A 17,846-nucleotide genomic window follows, 5' to 3' on the forward strand; every position below is an offset into this window, starting at 1 on the left:
ATAACTCCGTCCGGGGTCAGGGGAATCTCGCTCTCAATCTATTTGCGCAACAAAGCCAGCTCACGGACTTCAGCTTCGTCGCCAGCGAGGCAGGCCGCCGCCCGGTCGCCAACCGGGTGCAGCCGGGCAAGCGCCCGCGCTCGAGCATGTCGCCGACGCTGGTGTTCGAGCGCGGCGAAGGCGCGCTGCGGCTCGCCACCGGCTCGCCCGGCGGCCCGCACATCATCCACTACACCGCGAAGGCGCTGCTCGGCACGCTCGCATGGGGGCTGACGCCGCAGGCGGCGATCGACCTGCCGAACTTCGGCTCGATCGGTGGCCCAACGATACTGGAGCAGGGGCGCTTCACGGCAGCCACAGTCGAGGCGCTGCGCTCGCGGGGCCATGTCGTCGAACCCGCGCCGCTGCCGAGCGGCGTGCAGTTGCTGGAACGCCGGGGCGGGCAGTTGCTCGGCGGCTCCGATCCGCGTCGTGAAGGCGCGGTGCGGGGTGAATGAGACCTCCGTTTCTCCCGTATTCAGGGGACGGGCAACCCCACCGTGCGCTCCATCTTCCCGAGAGGAAGAAATTGACGGAGGGGAAATGGATTCTCTTCATGTTCTTGTGGGCCACGGGATCGAAAATAGAAACCTTTTGAGACGATTAAAACTGAAAATCACAGATCAACCATAATCTCCTCAAGACGAACTCTGCGGTCTCGCAGCAGACCGATCCGACGGTGGCCCCCATGTCTCGGGGAAGATCGCCGAGATGACTCACACGCGCCGGTAAGATATTCGTAAAATCTTCTCAACTCTTCGACAGAGCAGTATGTCGGGAGGAGTTGCTCAGCAATGAGCGGAAGTTTTTTAGAAAACTCCGAGAAAATTGCCAATGCTGCTCCCTCTCCTGCCTGCAGTCCCTGATTGCATTCCCGACTTCCTCCGGGGGGAAGGTCCGCAAATGCACCCCTTTCCCGTCTTCCGTGCCCCCTTGCGGAACGACTGGCTCATGCTGTTTTCATAGAGCCCCGAATCCCGGCGTTTCCCTTGGTGCTTTTCCCTGGCGAAAGCCAGGGCGGCTGATTCCTGAACCGAATTCGCCGGCACGGCCATTTTGCACGGCGCAGATCAGAAGCACTGGAGTTGCTCCCGAAGCAGCCAGCCACTTCTGTTTTCCCAAGTGACCTTTCGATTGGAACCCAGCATGAAGACATCCGAACTCCAATCCCTGCGCCTCGTCCGGCGGGGATTTCCTGTGGCCCTGTCCCTGGCGATGTTCTGCGGTCCGGCGCTCGCCCACCCCGACGATCCGCCACCGCCACCGCCCGATGTCGGCGCGCCCACGGCACCGAACCCCCCGAGCCACAAGCACAGCCACATCCATATCCGGAAATCCCTGGGGCCCGTGGCGATGCCCCAGATTCCCACGCAGCCGCAGTTCCCGGTCGCGCGGCTCCAGACCGTGCAGGAGAAAGAGGCGCGCCTGAAGTCGAAGAAGAAGTGACGCCCGGCGTCGTTTCCCCATCGTTTCCCGCCCTTTATCGAAGGAGCCCGCCATGAAACACCGGAGTCACCGCCGCCCCCGCCTCTTCGCGCGCACCGCCCTCGCCACTGCCGCCATCCTGTGGACGGGCCTGGCCTGCTCCCAGGTCGATTGCCTGGCCGCAGGCACGCCCGTCGGCTCGATCGACATGAAGCTCCTCGTGGTCTCGGCCAACGGCAACGAGGCCGTGCTGCCGGCGATCCAGTCCACCTTGGAATACATCGGCATCCCCTACGACCTGATGATCGCGAAGGATCGCCTTCTCACCACGGACATGCTGTGCGATGCGAACGACGGGCTCGGGCGTGCGCGTTACCAGGGTGTCCTGCTTGCGACGGGCAGCCTCGGCTTCGACGACAACGGCAGCTACCTGAGCGCGTTCACGGATGAGGAATGGAACCGGCTCTGGCAGTACGAGGCGAAATACGGGATCCGCCAGGCGACGCTCTACACCTATCCCGGCGGCTGGCCCGACAACTACGGCCTGATGCAGCCCTCTGCGCTCGACACCACGTCCTCGCCGCTGAGCACCCAGCTGACGAGCACCAGCCCCGCCGGGAACGGCGACCCGAGCGGCGCGGCGCTCTTCTCCTACCTGAAGCCCGCCGTGCCCCTCGTGATCCGCAACGCCTACACCTACCTGGCCAAGCCCGATCCGAACGCCCGCGTCACGCCGCTGCTCACCGATGCCGCCGGCAACGCCATCGCCTTGATCAAGAACTACGCCGACGGGCGCAAGAACCTCGCGGTGACCGCGGACGGCAACCCCCACCTGATGCACACGCTCTCGCTGGGATACGGCATCGTGAACTGGGTGACCAAGGGCCTGTACGTCGGCAAGCGCCGGGTGCTGCTGAGCGCGCAGCCAGACGACGTGATGATGGCCGACGACATCTGGGACGTGAACGCCCTGTCGGACGCGACCGGCCTCACCTACCGCATCACCGGCAAGGACTACGAGAGCTTCGTCAGGTGGCAGAACAACCGCAACGCCACCAAGCCCGGCAACATCGTGATCGACATCCCGTTCAACGGCTCCGGCACCGCGGCGAACTTCCCCAAGGCAGAGCTCTATCCGGCCACCACCGACGACCTAACGCCGGCCATCAAGAAGAACAGCGCGCCGTTCAACTGGATGAGCCACACCTACACCCACCTCAATCTCGACAGCCCCGTCACCTACAGCCAGACGCTGGCCGAGCTGCGCGAGAACCACTGGGTGGCGATAAACGTGGTGAAGCTCGCGAACTACTACAAGGACAGCCTGATCACGCCGGACGTCTCCGGCCTCAACAACCCCGAGGCGCTGCGGGCGATGAGCGACTTCGGCATCCGCTACGTCGTGTCGGACACCTCGAAGAACTGCGGCCACCGCGACGCCACGCCGCGGCCCTGTCCCAAGCCCAACACCGGCATCTACAACGACCTGCAGCCCAACATCCTGATGGTGCCGCGCTATCCGGCCAACCTGTTCTACAACGTCTGCACGCCGCGGGAGTGGGTGTCCGAGTACAACCACATCTACCGCGGCTACTGGGGCCGGGACCTGAGCTACCAGGAGATCCTCGACAAGGAGTCGGACATCTGGCTGCAGTACCTGATGAGGTACGACATCCGGCCGGTGATGTTCCACCAGCCCAACATGTGCGCCTACGACGGCACCCGCTCGCTGCTCGGTGACCTGATCGACGCGACGACCGACAAGTTCAACGCGACGTTCAACCTCCCGGTCCAGAGCCGCAGCCTGCGCCAGATCGGCAACCTGATGGCCGACCGGATGGTGCTGAACGCGGCCTTCGCACCGGCCAGCGGCGCGCCGGCCACCGCCCGGCTCCTGCCGGGAGCGAGCTCGTCGAGCCTCGTGCTGACCAACCCGACCGCGCAGGCGGTCAAGGTCCCGCTCACCGGCGTGAACTGGGCCTCGACCTCTTCGGTGGTCGAGACCTACGGCGGCCAGACCACCTCGAACGTCACCGTGCCGCCCAATGGCGGCGTGGTGACGGTCCCGGGCGCGCCCGCGTGGTGAAGTGCCCGCCAGCCCCCGCCACGATGTCCGTGGCGGGGAAATCCGAAATACCGGAGGAAAAGCATCATGCAGAGAGTGGTCCTGATCGTCGACGACAACGAGATGCTCTTCAAGCTGTACCGGTCCCTGCTGTCCCCGATGGATTGCGTCGTCGCGCATGCAGCGTCCCGGCAGGACGCGGTGCGAAGCCTGCACCGCGAGAAGCCGGACCTGATCATCCTGAACCACCGCTTGCGGGACGGCTCCGGCGAGGAGGCGGTGCGCGAGATCCGCAGGCTGGACCGGCACACGCCCATCCTCGCCATGACCTCGTCGCCCCAGGAGCTCGATGAGGAGGCCGTCCGGCGCGCGGGTTACGCCTCCGTTCTCGCCAAGCCCTTCCAGCGCGATGCGTTCGTGAAGCTGGCGCAGCGACTGATGCAGGAGGAGCCGCCGGGCGGCGCCCCGCTGCCTGACTGAGAGCCGCAACCGCTCGGGGACAGGGCGCGTCGCTGCGCCCTGTCCCCGAGAAGGACTCCGTCCCCGGCTTCCCGCCCGACTGCGAAAGGCCTGGCGATGAGATATCGCGACCGAATCCGTCTCCCCCTGCTGATTGCTGCCACCGCGCTGGGATCGGCCTACGCGAGGATCCTGCCGTCCATGGAAGAGAAACCCACTCCCCCGAGATGCCGTTTCGCGGTCTATTACGGCACCGAGGACGACGAGTTGCTGAAGACCTACGAGGTGCTCGTGCTCGACAGCGACATCGCCCCGGACATCGTCCACAAGTACCGGCGCAATCTGGTGCTGGGCTATCTCAGCCTCGGCGAAGTCCACACCGGACGCAGATATGCCCGCGAGCTGGACCAGGAGGGGCTGCTGCTGTCGGAGAACAGGAACTGGCGCGACGCGCGCTTCATCGACCTGCGCCACCCCGGCTGGAAGCAACGCGTCCTCCACCAACTCGTCCCGCAGCTGCTGGAGCGGGGGTTCAGGGGCGTGTTCCTGGACACCCTCGACGATGCCCACTTCCTGGAGACGGACGACCCGTCGCGCCACGCCGGGATGCTCGACGCGGCCGCGGACCTCGTGCACGGCATCCGGCAACGCTTTCCCCGTGTCCCGCTGATGGTGAACCGCGCCTATGCGCTGCTGCCCCGCATCGTCGGGGACATCGACATGCTGCTCGGGGAATCGGTGCGCGCCACCTACGACAGCGGACAGGGCCGCTATGTGCGCGTGGCTGAGGCGGACGTGCGCTGGCAGCTCGACCGCATGCACGAGGCCCGCCGCCGGAATCCCGCGCTGCGCCTGTTCTCGCTGGACTACTGGGAGCCGGACGACACGCAGGGCATCGCGCGCCTGTATGCCGAGCAACGCGCCGAGGGGTTTTCCCCCTATGTCGCGACCTTCGACCTGAATCGCCTCGTTCCCCAGCCATGAGTGCACCCTCTGAAGCACGGCCCGGGCCCGTGGCCGAAGCCCCCCCCGCTGCCGCCATCGCGGCGGCAGCGGGGACGTCAGCGAGGAAGCCCGTGTCCCGCCTCGTGGTCGGCCTCGCGGTGGCCGCCGCCTTCCCGGCCAGCCTGCTGCTGGTGCCCAGCGGGGGCGAACTGGCGGCGCTGCGACTCGAAACCGGTCATCCCGAGGAGGCGCGGCGCATCCTCGAGTCCCGCCGCGCCGCCGGGGACCGCTCGGCGGTCCACACCGAGATGCTTGCCCGGGTGCGGGCCCGGCAGGGCGACCTGCCGGGCAGCATCGGCCTGCTCGAGGAGCTGGCGGCGGCGCGACCACAGGACACCAGCGTGCTCGAGTCGCTGGCCCGGCTCTATCACGAGGCCGACCGCACGGAGGACCACGCCGGGGCGCTCGAGCGCCTGCAGGACCGGCAGCCCACGGTCGAACGGCAGCGCCAGCTCGTCACCCTCCAGGGTGAACTCGGCCGGCCCGCGCAGCAACTCGCGGCCCTCGCCGCCCTGATCGATCGTTTCGATGCCGGAGACGTGGCGGACTTCCTGCTGCTCGCCCGGCTGCAGGCCGAGCAGGGCCGGCCGCGGGACGCGCTCGCCACCTACCGGAAGCTCGCCGGCCGCCATCCGCAGGCGCTGGATGCGAGCATCGTCGCGGCCGAGATGCGGTTGCGGCTCGACACCCGGGACGCCGAGGGGGCCCTCGAGCGCGGCCGCGGCTGGCTGGCCGCCCGCCCGGGCGAGCTGTCGCAGGCGGCGCCGATGCTCGCGGCGGCGCTTGCCATGGGCGGACGCGCAGACCTCGCCGTCGCGCTGCTCGAACCCTTCGCCGGCGGTCCCGCCCCGGCGGCCCCGGTGCTGGCCGCGTCGATCCAGGTACTGGTCGATGCCGGCCGCCTGGAGGACGCGGTGCACCGGGTCGAGACGCTCCCCCCCACGGCCACCAGCACGCCGGAGCTGCAGCACCTGCGTCTCCGCGTCGCGCTCGCCGCCGGCCGGACCGGGCTCGCACTCGACGTCGCGCGCGGCATCGGCCTCGATCGTCTGCCGCCGGAGCTGCTCGCCGACGTGCTGTCCGCCGCGCTGGCGGCGCGCCGTCAGGACGTGCTCGACCTCGCCGACACCTCGCTGCGGACCCGGCTCGCTTCCGGCGATCCGCTGCTCGCGGCGCGGACGGCCCTGGCTCTCGGGGATGCGGCGGGAGCCCGCCGGTGGAGCGCAGCCGCGGCACGCGCCGGAATGCCCCCCGGACGCTGGCTGGAGCTCGCCGGCGTGCTGCAGCAGCTCGGCGACACCGACGGGACGCTGCAGTGGTTGCGCCGTGCGGCCGACGCGCCGGACGCGAAGGCGGCTCCCGGCGACATCGCGCGCCTGTACCTCGCGCTCGGTCGCGCCGAGGAAGGCCGCGATCGACTGGAGCGGCTGCGCCGGGAGGCCCCTTCACCGGCAGCTGACGAGGCGTGGGCGCTGCTCGCCACGGTTTCGGGGCGGCATGCGCAGGTGGCGACCTGGCTCGACGGCGAGGCCGCACAGGATCGGCCGGCCGGCCTTTACCGGGACCTCTACCATCTCGCAATGCAGGCGCGCGCCCATCCGCTCGCGGTGCGCGCCGCCGAGCGGCTCCAGGCGGTCGCAAGGTCGGACAGCGACCGGCTGCTGCTGGCCGAGGCCCTGATCGCATCCGGCCGGGCGGGCGACGCGCTCAGGCAGCTGCGCGGGCTGGCGCACCGCGGCCCGCTCGACGCCGACCGTCGCTTCGCGCTGCTGCTTGCCGCCTGGCGCCAGGGCGAACCGGTGGCCGACGAGTTGCGCCGGGCCTGCCTCGAGCGCCTCGGCGATACGCGGCGCGGCGCGGATCCCGGGCCGGAGATCGCGACGCTGTTCGAGCTGCGGGCGCACGGGGATCTGGTGCCCCTCCTCGAACCACTCGCCGCCCGCGAACCCGGGCGCTGGCTGGGCGCCTTTGCCGAAGCGGCGACGGCATCGGACCAGAAGCCGCGGCTGCTGGCCCTCTGGACGAAACTGGGACTCTCGGGCACGGTACCGCCCGAGCTGCGCCTGCAGCTCGCTCACGGCCTGCTCGACGCAGGCAAGCGCGCCCCGGCCGAGCGGATCCTGCGCCTCCTCGCGGCCGATGCGCCGCGGGAGGCGCCGGTCGTGCGCCAGCTGCTGTTCGTCTGGGGGCCGAGACCGACCGCAGAACAGCTCGACTGGCTGGCCGCGCGCGCCCGGCAGGCCCGGCCGGCCGAACGGGCCGGCTGGATGCGCGACCTCGTCGAGCGCGGCGCCGCCGCCCGGGCCGTGGAGGTGTACCGTGCCAGCGCGAGACAGGACCCGGGGCCGGAGCCCCTCGACGCCTATCTCGAGGCGCTGGCCGCGCTCGGCGATCCCGCGCAGCTCGCCGGCGCCCTGCGCGAGATCGCAGCCGCGCCGCCGCCCGGAGCGCCGCTCGCACGGCTGGCCCGGCAAGCCCGGCAACTCGGCGATCCGGCACTGGAACGCCGGCTCCTCGAGCGGGCATTGGCCGAGGACGGGAGCGATCCGGCGCTGCAGCGCGACCTCGGGCTGCTCGCGTACCGGCAGCGGGACGCGGCCGCTGCACAGCGTTACCTGGAGGCCTTCGTCGCGCGCACCGGGGGCGATGCCGAGACGCACCGCACCCTCGGCGAACTGCGGCTGCAGCGCGGGGAGACGGAGTCGGCACGGCGCTCGTTCCGCGCGGCCCTCGCCGCGCTCGAGCGCCCCGTCGCGCCCGGGCACGACGCCGACGCCCTCCGGGCCAGCCTGCTTCACCGCCTCGGCCGACACGACGAGGCGATCCGGCAGTACGAGGCGCTGCTGGCCGGGCGGCCGCAGGATGCCCACCTGCGGGCCGACTACGTCGCGATGCTCCTCGAGCTGGGCGAGACCCGGCGCGCGCACCTCCTCCTCTCCGCACGGTGACCATGGCCCTTTCTTCCCCCTCGGCTCCCCGCCTGCGCGCCCTCGCCCGCGTGCTGATCGCCCTGTGCGCCGCCGGTGTGCTGGGAGGACGCGACGCCGCGGCGCAGCAGTCCCCCGCCGCCGCCGCAGTCCCGCAGGCGAGCAAGGGCCCGATCAGCTTCGACGCCGCAGCCAGTGCCTTCACGCTGAGGGCGGGCCGCACGGCGGGCGATGCACCGATGGCACAGCACGACGGCCGCGAGGTGCTGCTGTCCTACCCGGGCGCGCTGCCCGCGCTCGACGTCGAGGAGCTGTTGCGGCAGGCGGGCGACTGGATCGAGGGCCTGAACGTCGGCCACGGCGCGCTGCTGCTGCTGCTGCGCCCGGGCGTCGAGGCCCGCATCGACTCCGCCGGCGAAACGCTGAGCGTGACGCTGTCGCGGCCCGGGGCCGGGACGGAAGCAGGCGCCGCGCCGGAGGCGGGCGGGGCGCACCGCTTCGGCCAGCTGCGGCTGGAGCTGCTGGCCGCGCAGCTTCTGGTCCGCGAGGGCCGGCTCGACGAGGCCCGCGAGCGCTTCGAGCGCTTGCGCACCGAACTGCCCGACAGCGCCGATCCCCTGCTCGGCCTCGCAGCGGTCGAGCAGCAGGCCGGCCGCTGGAGGCGCAGCCTCGACGCCTACCGGCGCGCCGCGGCCCTGGCCCCGGACAACGGCGCGATCGGCACCGCCGTGCAGTCCATCGAGCGTCTCCAGGCACCGCGGCTGCGACTCGACCTCGACCTGCGGCGTGTCCGCGGCAACGAGTCCACCGCTCCGGTCGACATCGATCTCGGCCGGGCCGGGGGTTCGGTGCGATTCGGGGAGGCGTGGAGCGCGGGCGCCGGCACCTCCGTCGCCCGGGTCCGCAGCGAACGGATCCGGCGCGCGAACGGTCTCACCACCTCCTACTCGGGGCGGCACGAGCAGGCCGAGATCTTCGTGCGGCACGACAGCCTCGGGGGGCGGATCACGACCGCGAGCTTCTACGCCACGCAGGGCACGGGCGGGGCCGGACTGCACGCACGCTGGCCGCACGTCGGCGGCGAGACCCGCGCGAGCGCCGAGGCGCGACGCCCGAACTGGGACTACGTGGAGGGCCTGGTCGAGGACGCCACCCGCGACCGCCTGGCGCTCGGGCGCAGCCAGCGCCTCGGCACACACACGAGCGCTCGGCTGGAGCTCGGCTACAACCGCTACCACCTGCGCGACGAGAGCGATGTCGCTCGGACCACCACCTTCCTGGGCGAGCTGCGGCGCGAGGACCTGGCGGGCGTGCGGGGCCTCTACGCCGCCTACACGGTCGACAGCGAGCACGGGCACCGGTTCGGGGAGCGCGCCGGACCCGACGGCCGGCCACTTCGCCCCTTCGCCCCCGCGGACCGCGAGGTCCACAGCCTGACGCTCGGCTACAGCGGGGCGATCGGCCGGCCCGACGGCTCCGGCACCCTGGTGCTCGACGTCAATGCCGGCGCGACCCGTGACCGCCACGGCAGCAGCGGCCCCCTCGCCTCGATTGCGCTCACCCATGCGAAGGGGCCGCTCGAGTTGCAATGCCGCGCTGCCTATGCGAGCGTGAGCGGTCCCTACCGCTCCGCCTACCGGGCCGCCGGCTGCTTCCTCCAATGGCTGTTCTGACCCCTCCGACCCATGGACACACCTCTTTCCCCGCCGCAGAACCGCGCAGCTGCGATCCGGCCGGCAGCTCGCGAACCGCGCCTGCCGACGCGCCTGGCCGGCCTGCGCACCTCCGCGCTGCTGGAGATCGCGGCCTTCCTGGCGGTCGCCCTGCTGCTTGACCGCGGCATCGGCTCAGGCCACCGCTTAGCGGAGATCTCGCCCCACCCCTTCTGGATTCCTGTCCTGCTTGCCTCCTGCTACTACGGCACGCACGAGGGCCTGGCGGCGGCAGCGCTCGCAGGCGCGGCCCTGCTGCTGGGGGCCTTGCCCGAGCAGCGGCTCGACGAGGACCTCTATTCCTGGCTGCTGCGCGCGACGCTTCCCGTCATCGTCTGGAGCGTCGCGGCGCTGGTCCTCGGCGGCATCCGTGACCGCCTGCGCCGTCGGCACGAGGCGCTGCAGCGCCAGTATGACGAGGCTCAGGAGCAGTTGAGCGCGATCGCCGATGCCTACGCGCAACTCGATCGCGCCAACCAGCACCTCGAAGCCCGCGTCGCGGGACAGCTCTGCACGGTGCAGGCGATGTACGAAGCCGCGCGCGCCATCGAGCGTCAGGACGTGGGCGACGTTCTCTGCGGTGTGAGCGATCTGGTGCGCACCGTGCTGAGCCCGGGGAAGTTCTCGCTGTTCCTGCTGCACGAGGGACGGCTGGAGGCGGTGGCCCAGGAGGGGTGGCGGGAGGACGATCCGTTCGCGCGCGAGTTCGAGTCCGCCTCCCCGATCTTCGAGAACCTGGTCGGCCGGCAAGAGGTGCTGGTGATCTCGAACCCGGCGCACGAGGCGCTGCTGGGTTGCGAGGGCTTGCTCGCCGGGCCGCTGGTGAACCGTGACACCGGCGAGGTCGTCGGCATGCTGAAGATCGAGCAGATCGGCTTCCTCGAGCTCCATTCCTCGGGCGTGCAGAACTTCCGGCTGCTGTGCGAATGGATCGGGGCCGCGCTGGCCAAGGCACAGCACCTGGAGCGCAGCGAGCAGGCGCGTGCTGTGCTGCCGCGCGAAGGACAGCAGCCCCTGCCCCCCTGGGAGCAGGTCCGCCCGACCCTGCAGGCGCTCGCGCGCCGGCTGAACCTCGACTTCTGTGTGCTGCACCTGGCGCTGGACGGCATGGCCGACTCCTCGGGCGCCATGCGCCGGATTCTGCGGCTGGCCCGGCAGCTGCTCGGCGCGGAGATGCTTGCCTTCGTTCCCCGGGACGAGGACTGGCATGCCGCGGTGCTGCTGCCCGGCATGACGCCCGGGCAGGCCGCGCTCGTCGTCCGGCAGTTCGAGCAGCGGCTCCTGCAGGAAGCGGTCGGGACCGCTCCTCCCGGCTCGATCCGCCATCGGATCGCCCCCCTCCTCTCCAGCCGCACCCCATGCTGAACTCGGCCGCCGTCGCCCGCAAGGAGGCTCCTCTTCCGCTGCGCCTGCCTCGGCAGCCGGGCGTGCTGCTGATATTGGCGGCCGCAGCCGGCGCCGATACCGCGCTGGCCGTGACGGTCGCGCTCGGCCGGGGCGCGCTGGGAACGGTGCTCGTGCTGCACCTGGGTGTCGTCGCCCTGCTCGCGCTCGGCCTGCGCTTCCAGGGGAGCCACCGTGCCGACCACCGGCTGATGCCGTTCTTCGTGATCAGCATCGCGGGCTTCGGCCCCCTCGGCCTGCTCGGGGCGCTGATGACCGAGATGCTGCGACGTCGCTTCGAGCGGCGCGGTGCATCAAGCGGGAACGGTCTGGAGGCGCTCCTGCCGGCCATGGAGCCGTCCCCCGGCACGGTCCTGTACCGGCAATTGCGGCGCAGCGATCTCGTCGAGACGAGCTGCCGGGGCGTCGCGCCCTTCGTCGACGTGTTCGCCTTCGGCTCGGTCGAGCAGAAGCAGGAGGCACTGATGCGGATCGCGGGCCGCTTCCACCCCTCGTTCGCGCCCGCGCTGCGGCGCGCCCTCAACGACCCCGACCCCTCCATCCGGGTACAGGCCGCCACCGCGCTGACCCGCATCGAGGACCAGTTCCTGTCCCGCGCGATGGCGCTCGAGGCGCGCCACGCCCTGGAGCCGGAATGCACCGAGCATGCCCTGGCCCTGGCACGGCACTGCGACGACCAGGCCAACACCGGACTGCTCGACGAGGCCCGCGCCCATGCGCTGCGGGAGCGGGCGCTCGCGCTGTACCGGCAGGTGCTCGCCCGTCATCCGGATGCGCCGGACCTGCTCACCACGGTGTACCGCCTTCTCGTGCGGCTCGGGCGGGACGAGGAGGTGCTGGAACTGCTGCGGCCGCTGATCGAGGACGGCAGCGCGCCCGCGGCCTCCTGGGCCTGGTATGCCGAAAGCCTGTACCGCAGCGGCCGCTTCGGCGAGCTCCGCGCGCTGTGCGGGCGGCTCGAACGGCTGCCGGGTGCGACGGCGGGCCTGTCCGAGCGCTGCCGACAGGCCTTGCGACTCTGGTCGGCGGGGCAAGCGCTGCAAGGGGGGGACTCATGAAGGAGCAGGTCGACGTGTGCATCGTCGTGGAGGGGACCTACCCCTATGTCACGGGTGGCGTGTCGAACTGGGTGCACGATCTCATCCGCGCCCAGCGCCACCTGAGCTTCCATGTCGTGGCGCTGGTTGCCGAGCAGGCCCCCGGCCACCTCCATTTCACGCTGTCCGACAACGTGAAAGGACTGACGGTGATCGCGCTGCAGCAGGCCTGCGCGGCAACGTCGCGGGGCCGGCCGGCCGCACGGCTGATCCGCGATCTCGAGGCCCCGCTCGCCCGGCTGCTGGGCCGCGGCGGCCAGGCGGACTTCGCCGAGGTCCTCGCCGCATTGCGCCGCCACCCCGGGCTGGCCACGCGCGACGGGCTGATGAACTCGGAACCCGCCTTCGAGATGCTGCTGCGCATCTACGAGGCCACCGTCCCGGCGAGCTCCTTCCTGAACTACTTCTGGAGCTGGCGTTCGCTGACCGGCGGCCTGTTCTCGGTATTGCTCGCCGAACTGCCGCGCGCCCGGCTCTACCACGCAGTGTCCACCGGCTACGCCGGGCTGCTGATGTCGCGGGCGGTGCTGGAGACCGGCCGGCCCGGCCTGCTCACCGAGCACGGGATCTACACCAACGAGCGGCGCATCGAGATCTCGATGGCCGAGTGGCTGGCCGAGCCCGGCCGGGGCGGCCTCGGCATCGAGAAGCGCCGGCGCAACCTGCGTGACGTCTGGCTCGATGCCTTCGTCGGCTACTCCCGCACCTGCTACGAGTGCTGCAGCCGCATCATCACCCTCTACAGCGGCAACCAACCGCTGCAGCTGCGCGACGGCGCCCCGGCCGAACGGCTGCTCGTGGTGCCCAACGGCATCGACTACGACTTCTACGCCGCCATTCCCCGCTGCCCCCGGCCGCGGCGGCCGACGGTCGCGCTCATCGGGCGAGTGGTCCCGATCAAGGACGTGAAGACCTGCATCCGTGCCGCAGCACGCCTGCGCGAGCGGGTGCCGGACGTGCGCGTGCTGCTGCTCGGCCCCACCGACGAGGACCCGGCTTATTTCGAGGAATGCCGGGCCATGGTGGAGCACCTCGGGCTCGGCGACTGCTTCGAGTTCGCCGGCCGGGTGCAGTTGCGCGACTACCTCGGCCAGCTCGACGCGCTCGTGCTCACCAGCCTGAGCGAGGCGCAGCCGCTGGTGCTGCTGGAGGGAGGCGCCGCCGGCATTCCCTGCGTGGCGACCAACGTCGGCGCCTGCCGCGACATCATCGAGGGGCGGGCCGACGAGCAGCCGCCGCTCGGGCCCGGCGGCTTCGTGACGCCGCTGGCCGACCCGCTGGCCACGGCGCAGGCGCTGGCGAACCTGCTGACCGATCCGGCGCTGCACGCACGCTGCGCACGCGCGCTGCAGCAGCGGGTGCGGCTGCACTACAACAAGCGGGTGATCGACGACATCTACCGCCGCCTCTACGAGGAGCACAGCGCAATGCCCGACGCTCCGCGGGCGCATCAGGAGGCGCGCTGAGATGGCAGGTATCGGATTCGCGCTTCGGCGGATGGCCCGGCAGGACGCGCTCAGCGCCAACCTCGGCGGCTTCGGCTACGCCGTGCTGGTGTCCTCCGGGCCCTGGCTGCTGACCTGCCTGGCGCTGGCGGGCATCGAATGGATCGGGCACGACGTGCTGGCCCAGGAATCGCGGCAGCGCTTCTCGGTCATCGTCACCTACAACTTCTCGTTCTCGCTGGTGATCTCCGCCCCGGTCGTCCTCGTCGCGACCCGTTGCGTGGCCGATGCGCTCTTCTCGCGCGACCTCTCGCGCATCCCCGGCATGGTGGTCGGGGCACTCGCGCTGATCTTCGGCCTGCTCGGGGTGGCGGGGGGAGCCTTCTACGGCCTTGCGGTCGAGATGAGCACCGCGGAGCGGATGGTCGCGCTGATCGGTCTGCTGCTCACCGGCGGCATCTGGCTGCTCGCGGCGTGCATGTCGGCGCTCAAGAGCTACGCCACCATCGCCTCGGCCTTCGCGGGCGGCATGGGCCTGGCGCTGACGCTGTCGATGCTGCTGGCAGGCCGCTTCGGCGGCACCGGCGCGCTGTCGTGCTTCACCCTCGGGCTCGCCGTCACCTTCTTCGTGCTCGCCGCCCGGGTCTTCGCCGAGTATCCCGGTACGCTCGAGCGGCCCTTCGCCTTCCTGCGCGATTTCCGCCGCTACCGGCTGCTCGCCGCGGCGGGTCTCGTCTACAACGCCGGCATCTGGGTCGACAAATGGATCATGTGGGCAGCGCCGGGCCATGTCTTGATCCCGGCCGGGATGATCACCCATCCCGCCTACGAGAGCGCGATGTTCCTCGCCTACCTCACCATCGTGCCGGCGATGGCACTATTCCTCGTCGAGGTCGAGACGCGCTTCTACGAGGCCTATGTGCGTTTCTACCGCGACATCGAGCAGCACGGCACGATGGAGGAGATCCGCGCGAACCACGCCGAACTGGTGCGCGTGCTCGGCCGCGGCATCCGCAGCATCGCGGTCGTGCAGCTCGCGTGCTGCCTGATGGGCATCCTCGCCGCCCCGGCGATCGTGCGTGCCACGGGGGGCGGCATCGAGATGGTGCCGATCTTCCGCTTCGGCGTGCTCGGCTCGCTGTTCCACGTGCTCCTGGTCCTGATGCTGTCGGTGCTGGCCTACTTCGACCTGCGGCAGGCCCTGCTGAAGACCGCGGCAGTCTTCCTCACGCTCAACGCGGCGCTGACCTTCGCCTCGCTCGGACTGAGCCCGGAATACCAGGGCTACGGCTACTTCATGGCCTGCCTGCTGTCCTTCGCCTTCGCGCTGCACACGGTGGTCGTCCACCTCGAGCGCCTGCCCTACCTGACCTTCGTCGGCAACAATCCGGCGCTGCGACCGGCGCGCTGAGCACCGCGGGGCACCGGGCTCCCCGCCCGGCAGAGTCCCGCCCCGCACGCGCCGTGCCGGTACCCCGCCGGGCAGCGGCTCGGGCCCCAGCCTTTAGACTAGGTGCAGTGATCCCACCCACCTTCATCCAGGACCTCCTCACCCGCGCCGACATCGTCGAGGTGGTCGGCCGCCATGTGCAGCTCAAGAAAGCCGGCATCAATTACAAGGGCCTGTGCCCTTTTCACGGCGAGAAAACCCCGAGCTTCATCGTCAGCCCGACGCGCCAGACCTACCACTGCTTCGGCTGCGGCGTGCACGGCAACGCGGTCGGCTTCCTGATGGAGCACGGCGGGCTCGGCTTCGTCGACGCGGTCAAGGACCTGGCGCAACAGTTCGGCCTGCAGGTGCCCGAGGACGAGACGGCGCCGGAGCAGCGCGCGCAGGCCGCGCAGCAGCGCGAGAAGCAGGCCACGCTCACCGAGGTGATGGCCCGCGCGACCGACCACTACCGCCGCCAGCTCAAGGCCAGCCCGCGCGCCGTCGCCTACCTGAAGCAGCGCGGCCTCACCGGCGAGATCGCCGCGCGCTTCGCGCTCGGCTACGCGCCCGAGGGCTGGCGCGGACTCGCGGGCGTGTTCCCGCGCTACGACGACCCGCTGCTCGCCGAGAGCGGGCTCGTGATCGTGCAGGGCGAGGACGAGGCGGAGCAGAAGCGCTACGACCGCTTCCGCGACCGCATCATGTTCCCGATCCGCAACGTCAAGGGCGAGGTGATCGGCTTCGGCGGCCGGGTGCTGGACCAGGGCGAGCCCAAGTACCTGAACTCGCCCGAGACCCCGGTGTTCGTGAAGGGGCGCGAGCTCTACGGTCTGTACGAGGCGCGCGGCGCGATGCGCGCCAGCGGCTATGCGCTCGTCGTCGAGGGCTACATGGACGTGGTCGCGCTCGCGCAGCTCGGCTTCGAGAACGCGGTCGCGACGCTCGGCACCGCCTGCACCGCCGAGCACGTGCAAAAGCTCTTCCGCTTCACCGACTCGGTGGTCTTCAGCTTCGACGGCGACGCCGCCGGCCGGCGCGCGGCGGCGCGCGCGCTGGAGGCGGCGCTGCCGCACGCGAGCGACACGCGCTCGGTGCGCTTCCTGTTCCTGCCCCCGGAGCACGACCCCGACTCCTACGTGCGCGAGCACGGCGCCGAGGCCTTCGCGCTGTGCGTCGCGCAGGCGGTGCCGCTGTCGCGCCAGCTCGTGGACACCGCGCGCGAGGCTTGCGACCTCGGCACGCCGGAGGGCCGCGCGCGCATGCTGGCCCAGGCCAAGCCGATGTGGTCGGCGTTGCCAGCGGGGGCATTCCGGCAGCAGATGCTCGCGGAGCTGGCCGGCCTCGGCGGCCTCGAGCCCGGCGACCTGTTGCAGCACTGGGAGGGTGCGCCGCCGAGCGCCGTGGGACGCCCCCGCGGCGAGGGCGAGCGTGGCGCAGCCCGCGGCGGCGGCGGCAGCGGCGGCGGCGGCGGCAGTAGCCTGGGGAGCCGCCGCGGCTGGAAGGACCGGCGCGGCGAGCCGCCGCGCCAGGCGCCGCTCAAGAGCGCGCCGCTGCAGCCCGCCGATCATGCGGCGCGCATGCTGCTGCTGCACAGCGACTGGTGGGACCGGCTCACCGCCGAGGACCACGAGCTGCTGCACGCGCTGCCCGCGCCGCACGGCCCGCTGTGCGCCTGGCTCGAGCGCCAGCTCGGCGAGCACGGCCCGCAGCCCTGGGCGGTGCTGGCGCAAGCGCTGGAGGGCGACGAGCTCGAGGCCGCGGCGCAGCGTCTGGTGGGAAGCGTCGCCTCCGAGGACGTGATGAACTTCGAGGACCTGCGCGCCGTGGTCAACCGGATGCTGGTGAAGAAGCTCAACGAAGAGATGCAGCACCTGATCGCGAACGCCGGTCAGGACCCGGGCGCCTTGCAGCGCTACCGGGAACTGCTCCAGCGCTGCGGGCAACTCAAGCTCCCGGTCGGCGGAACTGCGGCCGCCGGGCCCGGCTCCAACCGTTCCTGAACGCGACAGGGACGCCGGGGAGACTTCCCCCCGCCTCTCGCCCCCGCATCCGGGGCGTGCATGCAGCAAACGCAGGCGTGGCAATTGCTGCCGCAGGGTATTCCGACTCGTCAAGAGGTATCCCTTCCGAATTGACGGAATATTATGAACACCCGACAATGGAAGGTTCGTATTTGCGGCAAGAGTGACAGCAGCACCTCCGGGCCCCGGCCACCCGCGACACGGGAACGATCCAGGCCACCCCATTCCCCGCAAGGGCTGCCCTCCAGATGGTCACGCCAGCTTGTCCGCTTGTGCCGGTGCCAGGTGCCCCCATGTAAGGGGGCAAACCTTGCCGTGCCTTATTTGCGCCTGCGTGATTTAGTGCAGCCGCTGGCGCGGACCGCCCGATCGAGGGCGCCGCTCAAGAGAAGCTATTGACCATTCGAGGAACCGCATGACCGCGAAGAGTACCCGCGCTGCCCTGGTGGCCCAGGCTGACGAGATTCTGGGGAAGAAGGCTGCTGCCAAGACCACGAAGGCGGCCAAGCCGGAAGCCGGCGGCGAGCCGGCCAAGGCCAAGCGCGGCCGCAAGCCCAAGGCGGAGACCGCGACCAAGAAGGTCGAGGCGGCGGCACCGGCTGAAGCCGACGAGGATTTCTCCGACATCGAGGCCGACCTCGAGGGCGACGTCGAACCCGAGGTCGAGGAAGCCAGCGTCGAGGTCAGCGACAAGCCCAAGGCCAAGCCGCTGCGCATGAAGGTGTCGCGCGCCAAGGAGCGCGCGCTGATGCGCGAGTTCGGCCTGGACGAGACGACGCTGACCGAAGAGGAAGTCGCCAAGCGCCGCAACGAGC

General features: G+C 70.8%; 12 protein-coding genes and 1 pseudogene. All 13 read left to right on the forward strand.

The features are described from left to right. Positions 1–497, forward strand: a 497-nt coding sequence (locus D3A59_RS03630) for a gamma-glutamyltransferase (protein ID WP_205665101.1), incomplete at its 5' end; no start/stop codon positions are given. 688 nt (positions 498–1,185) lie between these two features. After that, positions 1,186–1,485, forward strand: coding sequence for a hypothetical protein (locus D3A59_RS25200; protein ID WP_157991382.1), 300 nt, complete (start codon positions 1,186–1,188; stop codon positions 1,483–1,485). 52 nt (positions 1,486–1,537) lie between these two features. Continuing rightward, entirely contained in the window at positions 1,538–3,550 is a 2,013-nt protein-coding gene (locus tag D3A59_RS03635) for an Agd3-related carbohydrate deacetylase (RefSeq protein ID WP_119153564.1), read from the forward strand. A 66-nt stretch (positions 3,551–3,616) separates the two neighbouring features. Further along, the gene (locus D3A59_RS03640; RefSeq protein WP_119153565.1) at positions 3,617–4,009 is read left to right on the forward strand and encodes a response regulator; all 393 of its coding nucleotides are present in this window, start codon (positions 3,617–3,619) and stop codon (positions 4,007–4,009) included. Between the two features lie 180 nt (positions 4,010–4,189). Continuing rightward, a complete protein-coding gene (locus D3A59_RS03645; protein ID WP_157991383.1) occupies positions 4,190–4,972 on the forward strand; it encodes a glycoside hydrolase family 191 protein in 783 nt (260 codons plus the stop codon). 92 nt (positions 4,973–5,064) lie between these two features. Further along, the gene (locus D3A59_RS03650) at positions 5,065–7,941 is read left to right on the forward strand and encodes a tetratricopeptide repeat protein (protein ID WP_157991384.1); all 2,877 of its coding nucleotides are present in this window, start codon (positions 5,065–5,067) and stop codon (positions 7,939–7,941) included. 2 nt (positions 7,942–7,943) lie between these two features. Then, positions 7,944–9,593, forward strand: a complete 1,650-nt coding sequence (locus D3A59_RS03655; RefSeq protein ID WP_157991385.1) for a tetratricopeptide repeat protein — start codon at positions 7,944–7,946, stop codon at positions 9,591–9,593. A 12-nt stretch (positions 9,594–9,605) separates the two neighbouring features. Beyond that, entirely contained in the window at positions 9,606–10,997 is a 1,392-nt protein-coding gene (locus tag D3A59_RS03660; protein ID WP_119153569.1) for a GAF domain-containing protein, read from the forward strand. Continuing rightward, positions 10,991–12,094, forward strand: a complete 1,104-nt coding sequence (locus D3A59_RS03665) for a tetratricopeptide repeat protein (protein ID WP_119153570.1) — start codon at positions 10,991–10,993, stop codon at positions 12,092–12,094. Before D3A59_RS03660 ends, D3A59_RS03665 begins: the two co-directional genes overlap by 7 nt. Beyond that, on the forward strand, positions 12,091–13,599 hold the full coding sequence (gene pelF, locus D3A59_RS03670) for a GT4 family glycosyltransferase PelF (protein ID WP_119153571.1): 1,509 nt from the start codon (positions 12,091–12,093) through the stop codon (positions 13,597–13,599). Before D3A59_RS03665 ends, pelF begins: the two co-directional genes overlap by 4 nt. Position 13,600: 1 nt before the next feature. Continuing rightward, entirely contained in the window at positions 13,601–14,989 is a 1,389-nt protein-coding gene (pelG, locus tag D3A59_RS03675; protein WP_119153572.1) for an exopolysaccharide Pel transporter PelG, read from the forward strand. Positions 14,990–15,096: 107 nt separating this feature from the next. After that, positions 15,097–17,010: a DNA primase gene (dnaG, locus tag D3A59_RS03680; protein ID WP_119153573.1), complete on the forward strand. Its 1,914-nt coding sequence runs from the start codon at positions 15,097–15,099 to the stop codon at positions 17,008–17,010. 436 nt (positions 17,011–17,446) lie between these two features. Then, positions 17,447–17,846: pseudogene (locus D3A59_RS26185) on the forward strand (RNA polymerase sigma factor RpoD); the annotation flags it as partial.

The organism is Caldimonas tepidiphila, from assembly GCF_003569765.1.
Classification (GTDB): domain Bacteria; phylum Pseudomonadota; class Gammaproteobacteria; order Burkholderiales; family Burkholderiaceae_C; genus Caldimonas; species Caldimonas tepidiphila.

Coding starts and splice junctions, on each gene's coding strand:
- D3A59_RS03655 (WP_157991385.1), top strand. CDS start 7,944: ATGGCCCTTTCTTCCCCCTCGGCTCCCCGCCTGCGCGCCCTCGCCCGC.
- pelG (WP_119153572.1), top strand. CDS start 13,601: ATGGCAGGTATCGGATTCGCGCTTCGGCGGATGGCCCGGCAGGACGCG.
- D3A59_RS03635 (WP_119153564.1), top strand. CDS start 1,538: ATGAAACACCGGAGTCACCGCCGCCCCCGCCTCTTCGCGCGCACCGCC.
- D3A59_RS03645 (WP_157991383.1), top strand. CDS start 4,190: ATGGAAGAGAAACCCACTCCCCCGAGATGCCGTTTCGCGGTCTATTAC.
- D3A59_RS25200 (WP_157991382.1), top strand. CDS start 1,186: ATGAAGACATCCGAACTCCAATCCCTGCGCCTCGTCCGGCGGGGATTT.
- pelF (WP_119153571.1), top strand. CDS start 12,091: ATGAAGGAGCAGGTCGACGTGTGCATCGTCGTGGAGGGGACCTACCCC.
- D3A59_RS03665 (WP_119153570.1), top strand. CDS start 10,991: ATGCTGAACTCGGCCGCCGTCGCCCGCAAGGAGGCTCCTCTTCCGCTG.
- D3A59_RS03660 (WP_119153569.1), top strand. CDS start 9,606: ATGGACACACCTCTTTCCCCGCCGCAGAACCGCGCAGCTGCGATCCGG.
- D3A59_RS03640 (WP_119153565.1), top strand. CDS start 3,617: ATGCAGAGAGTGGTCCTGATCGTCGACGACAACGAGATGCTCTTCAAG.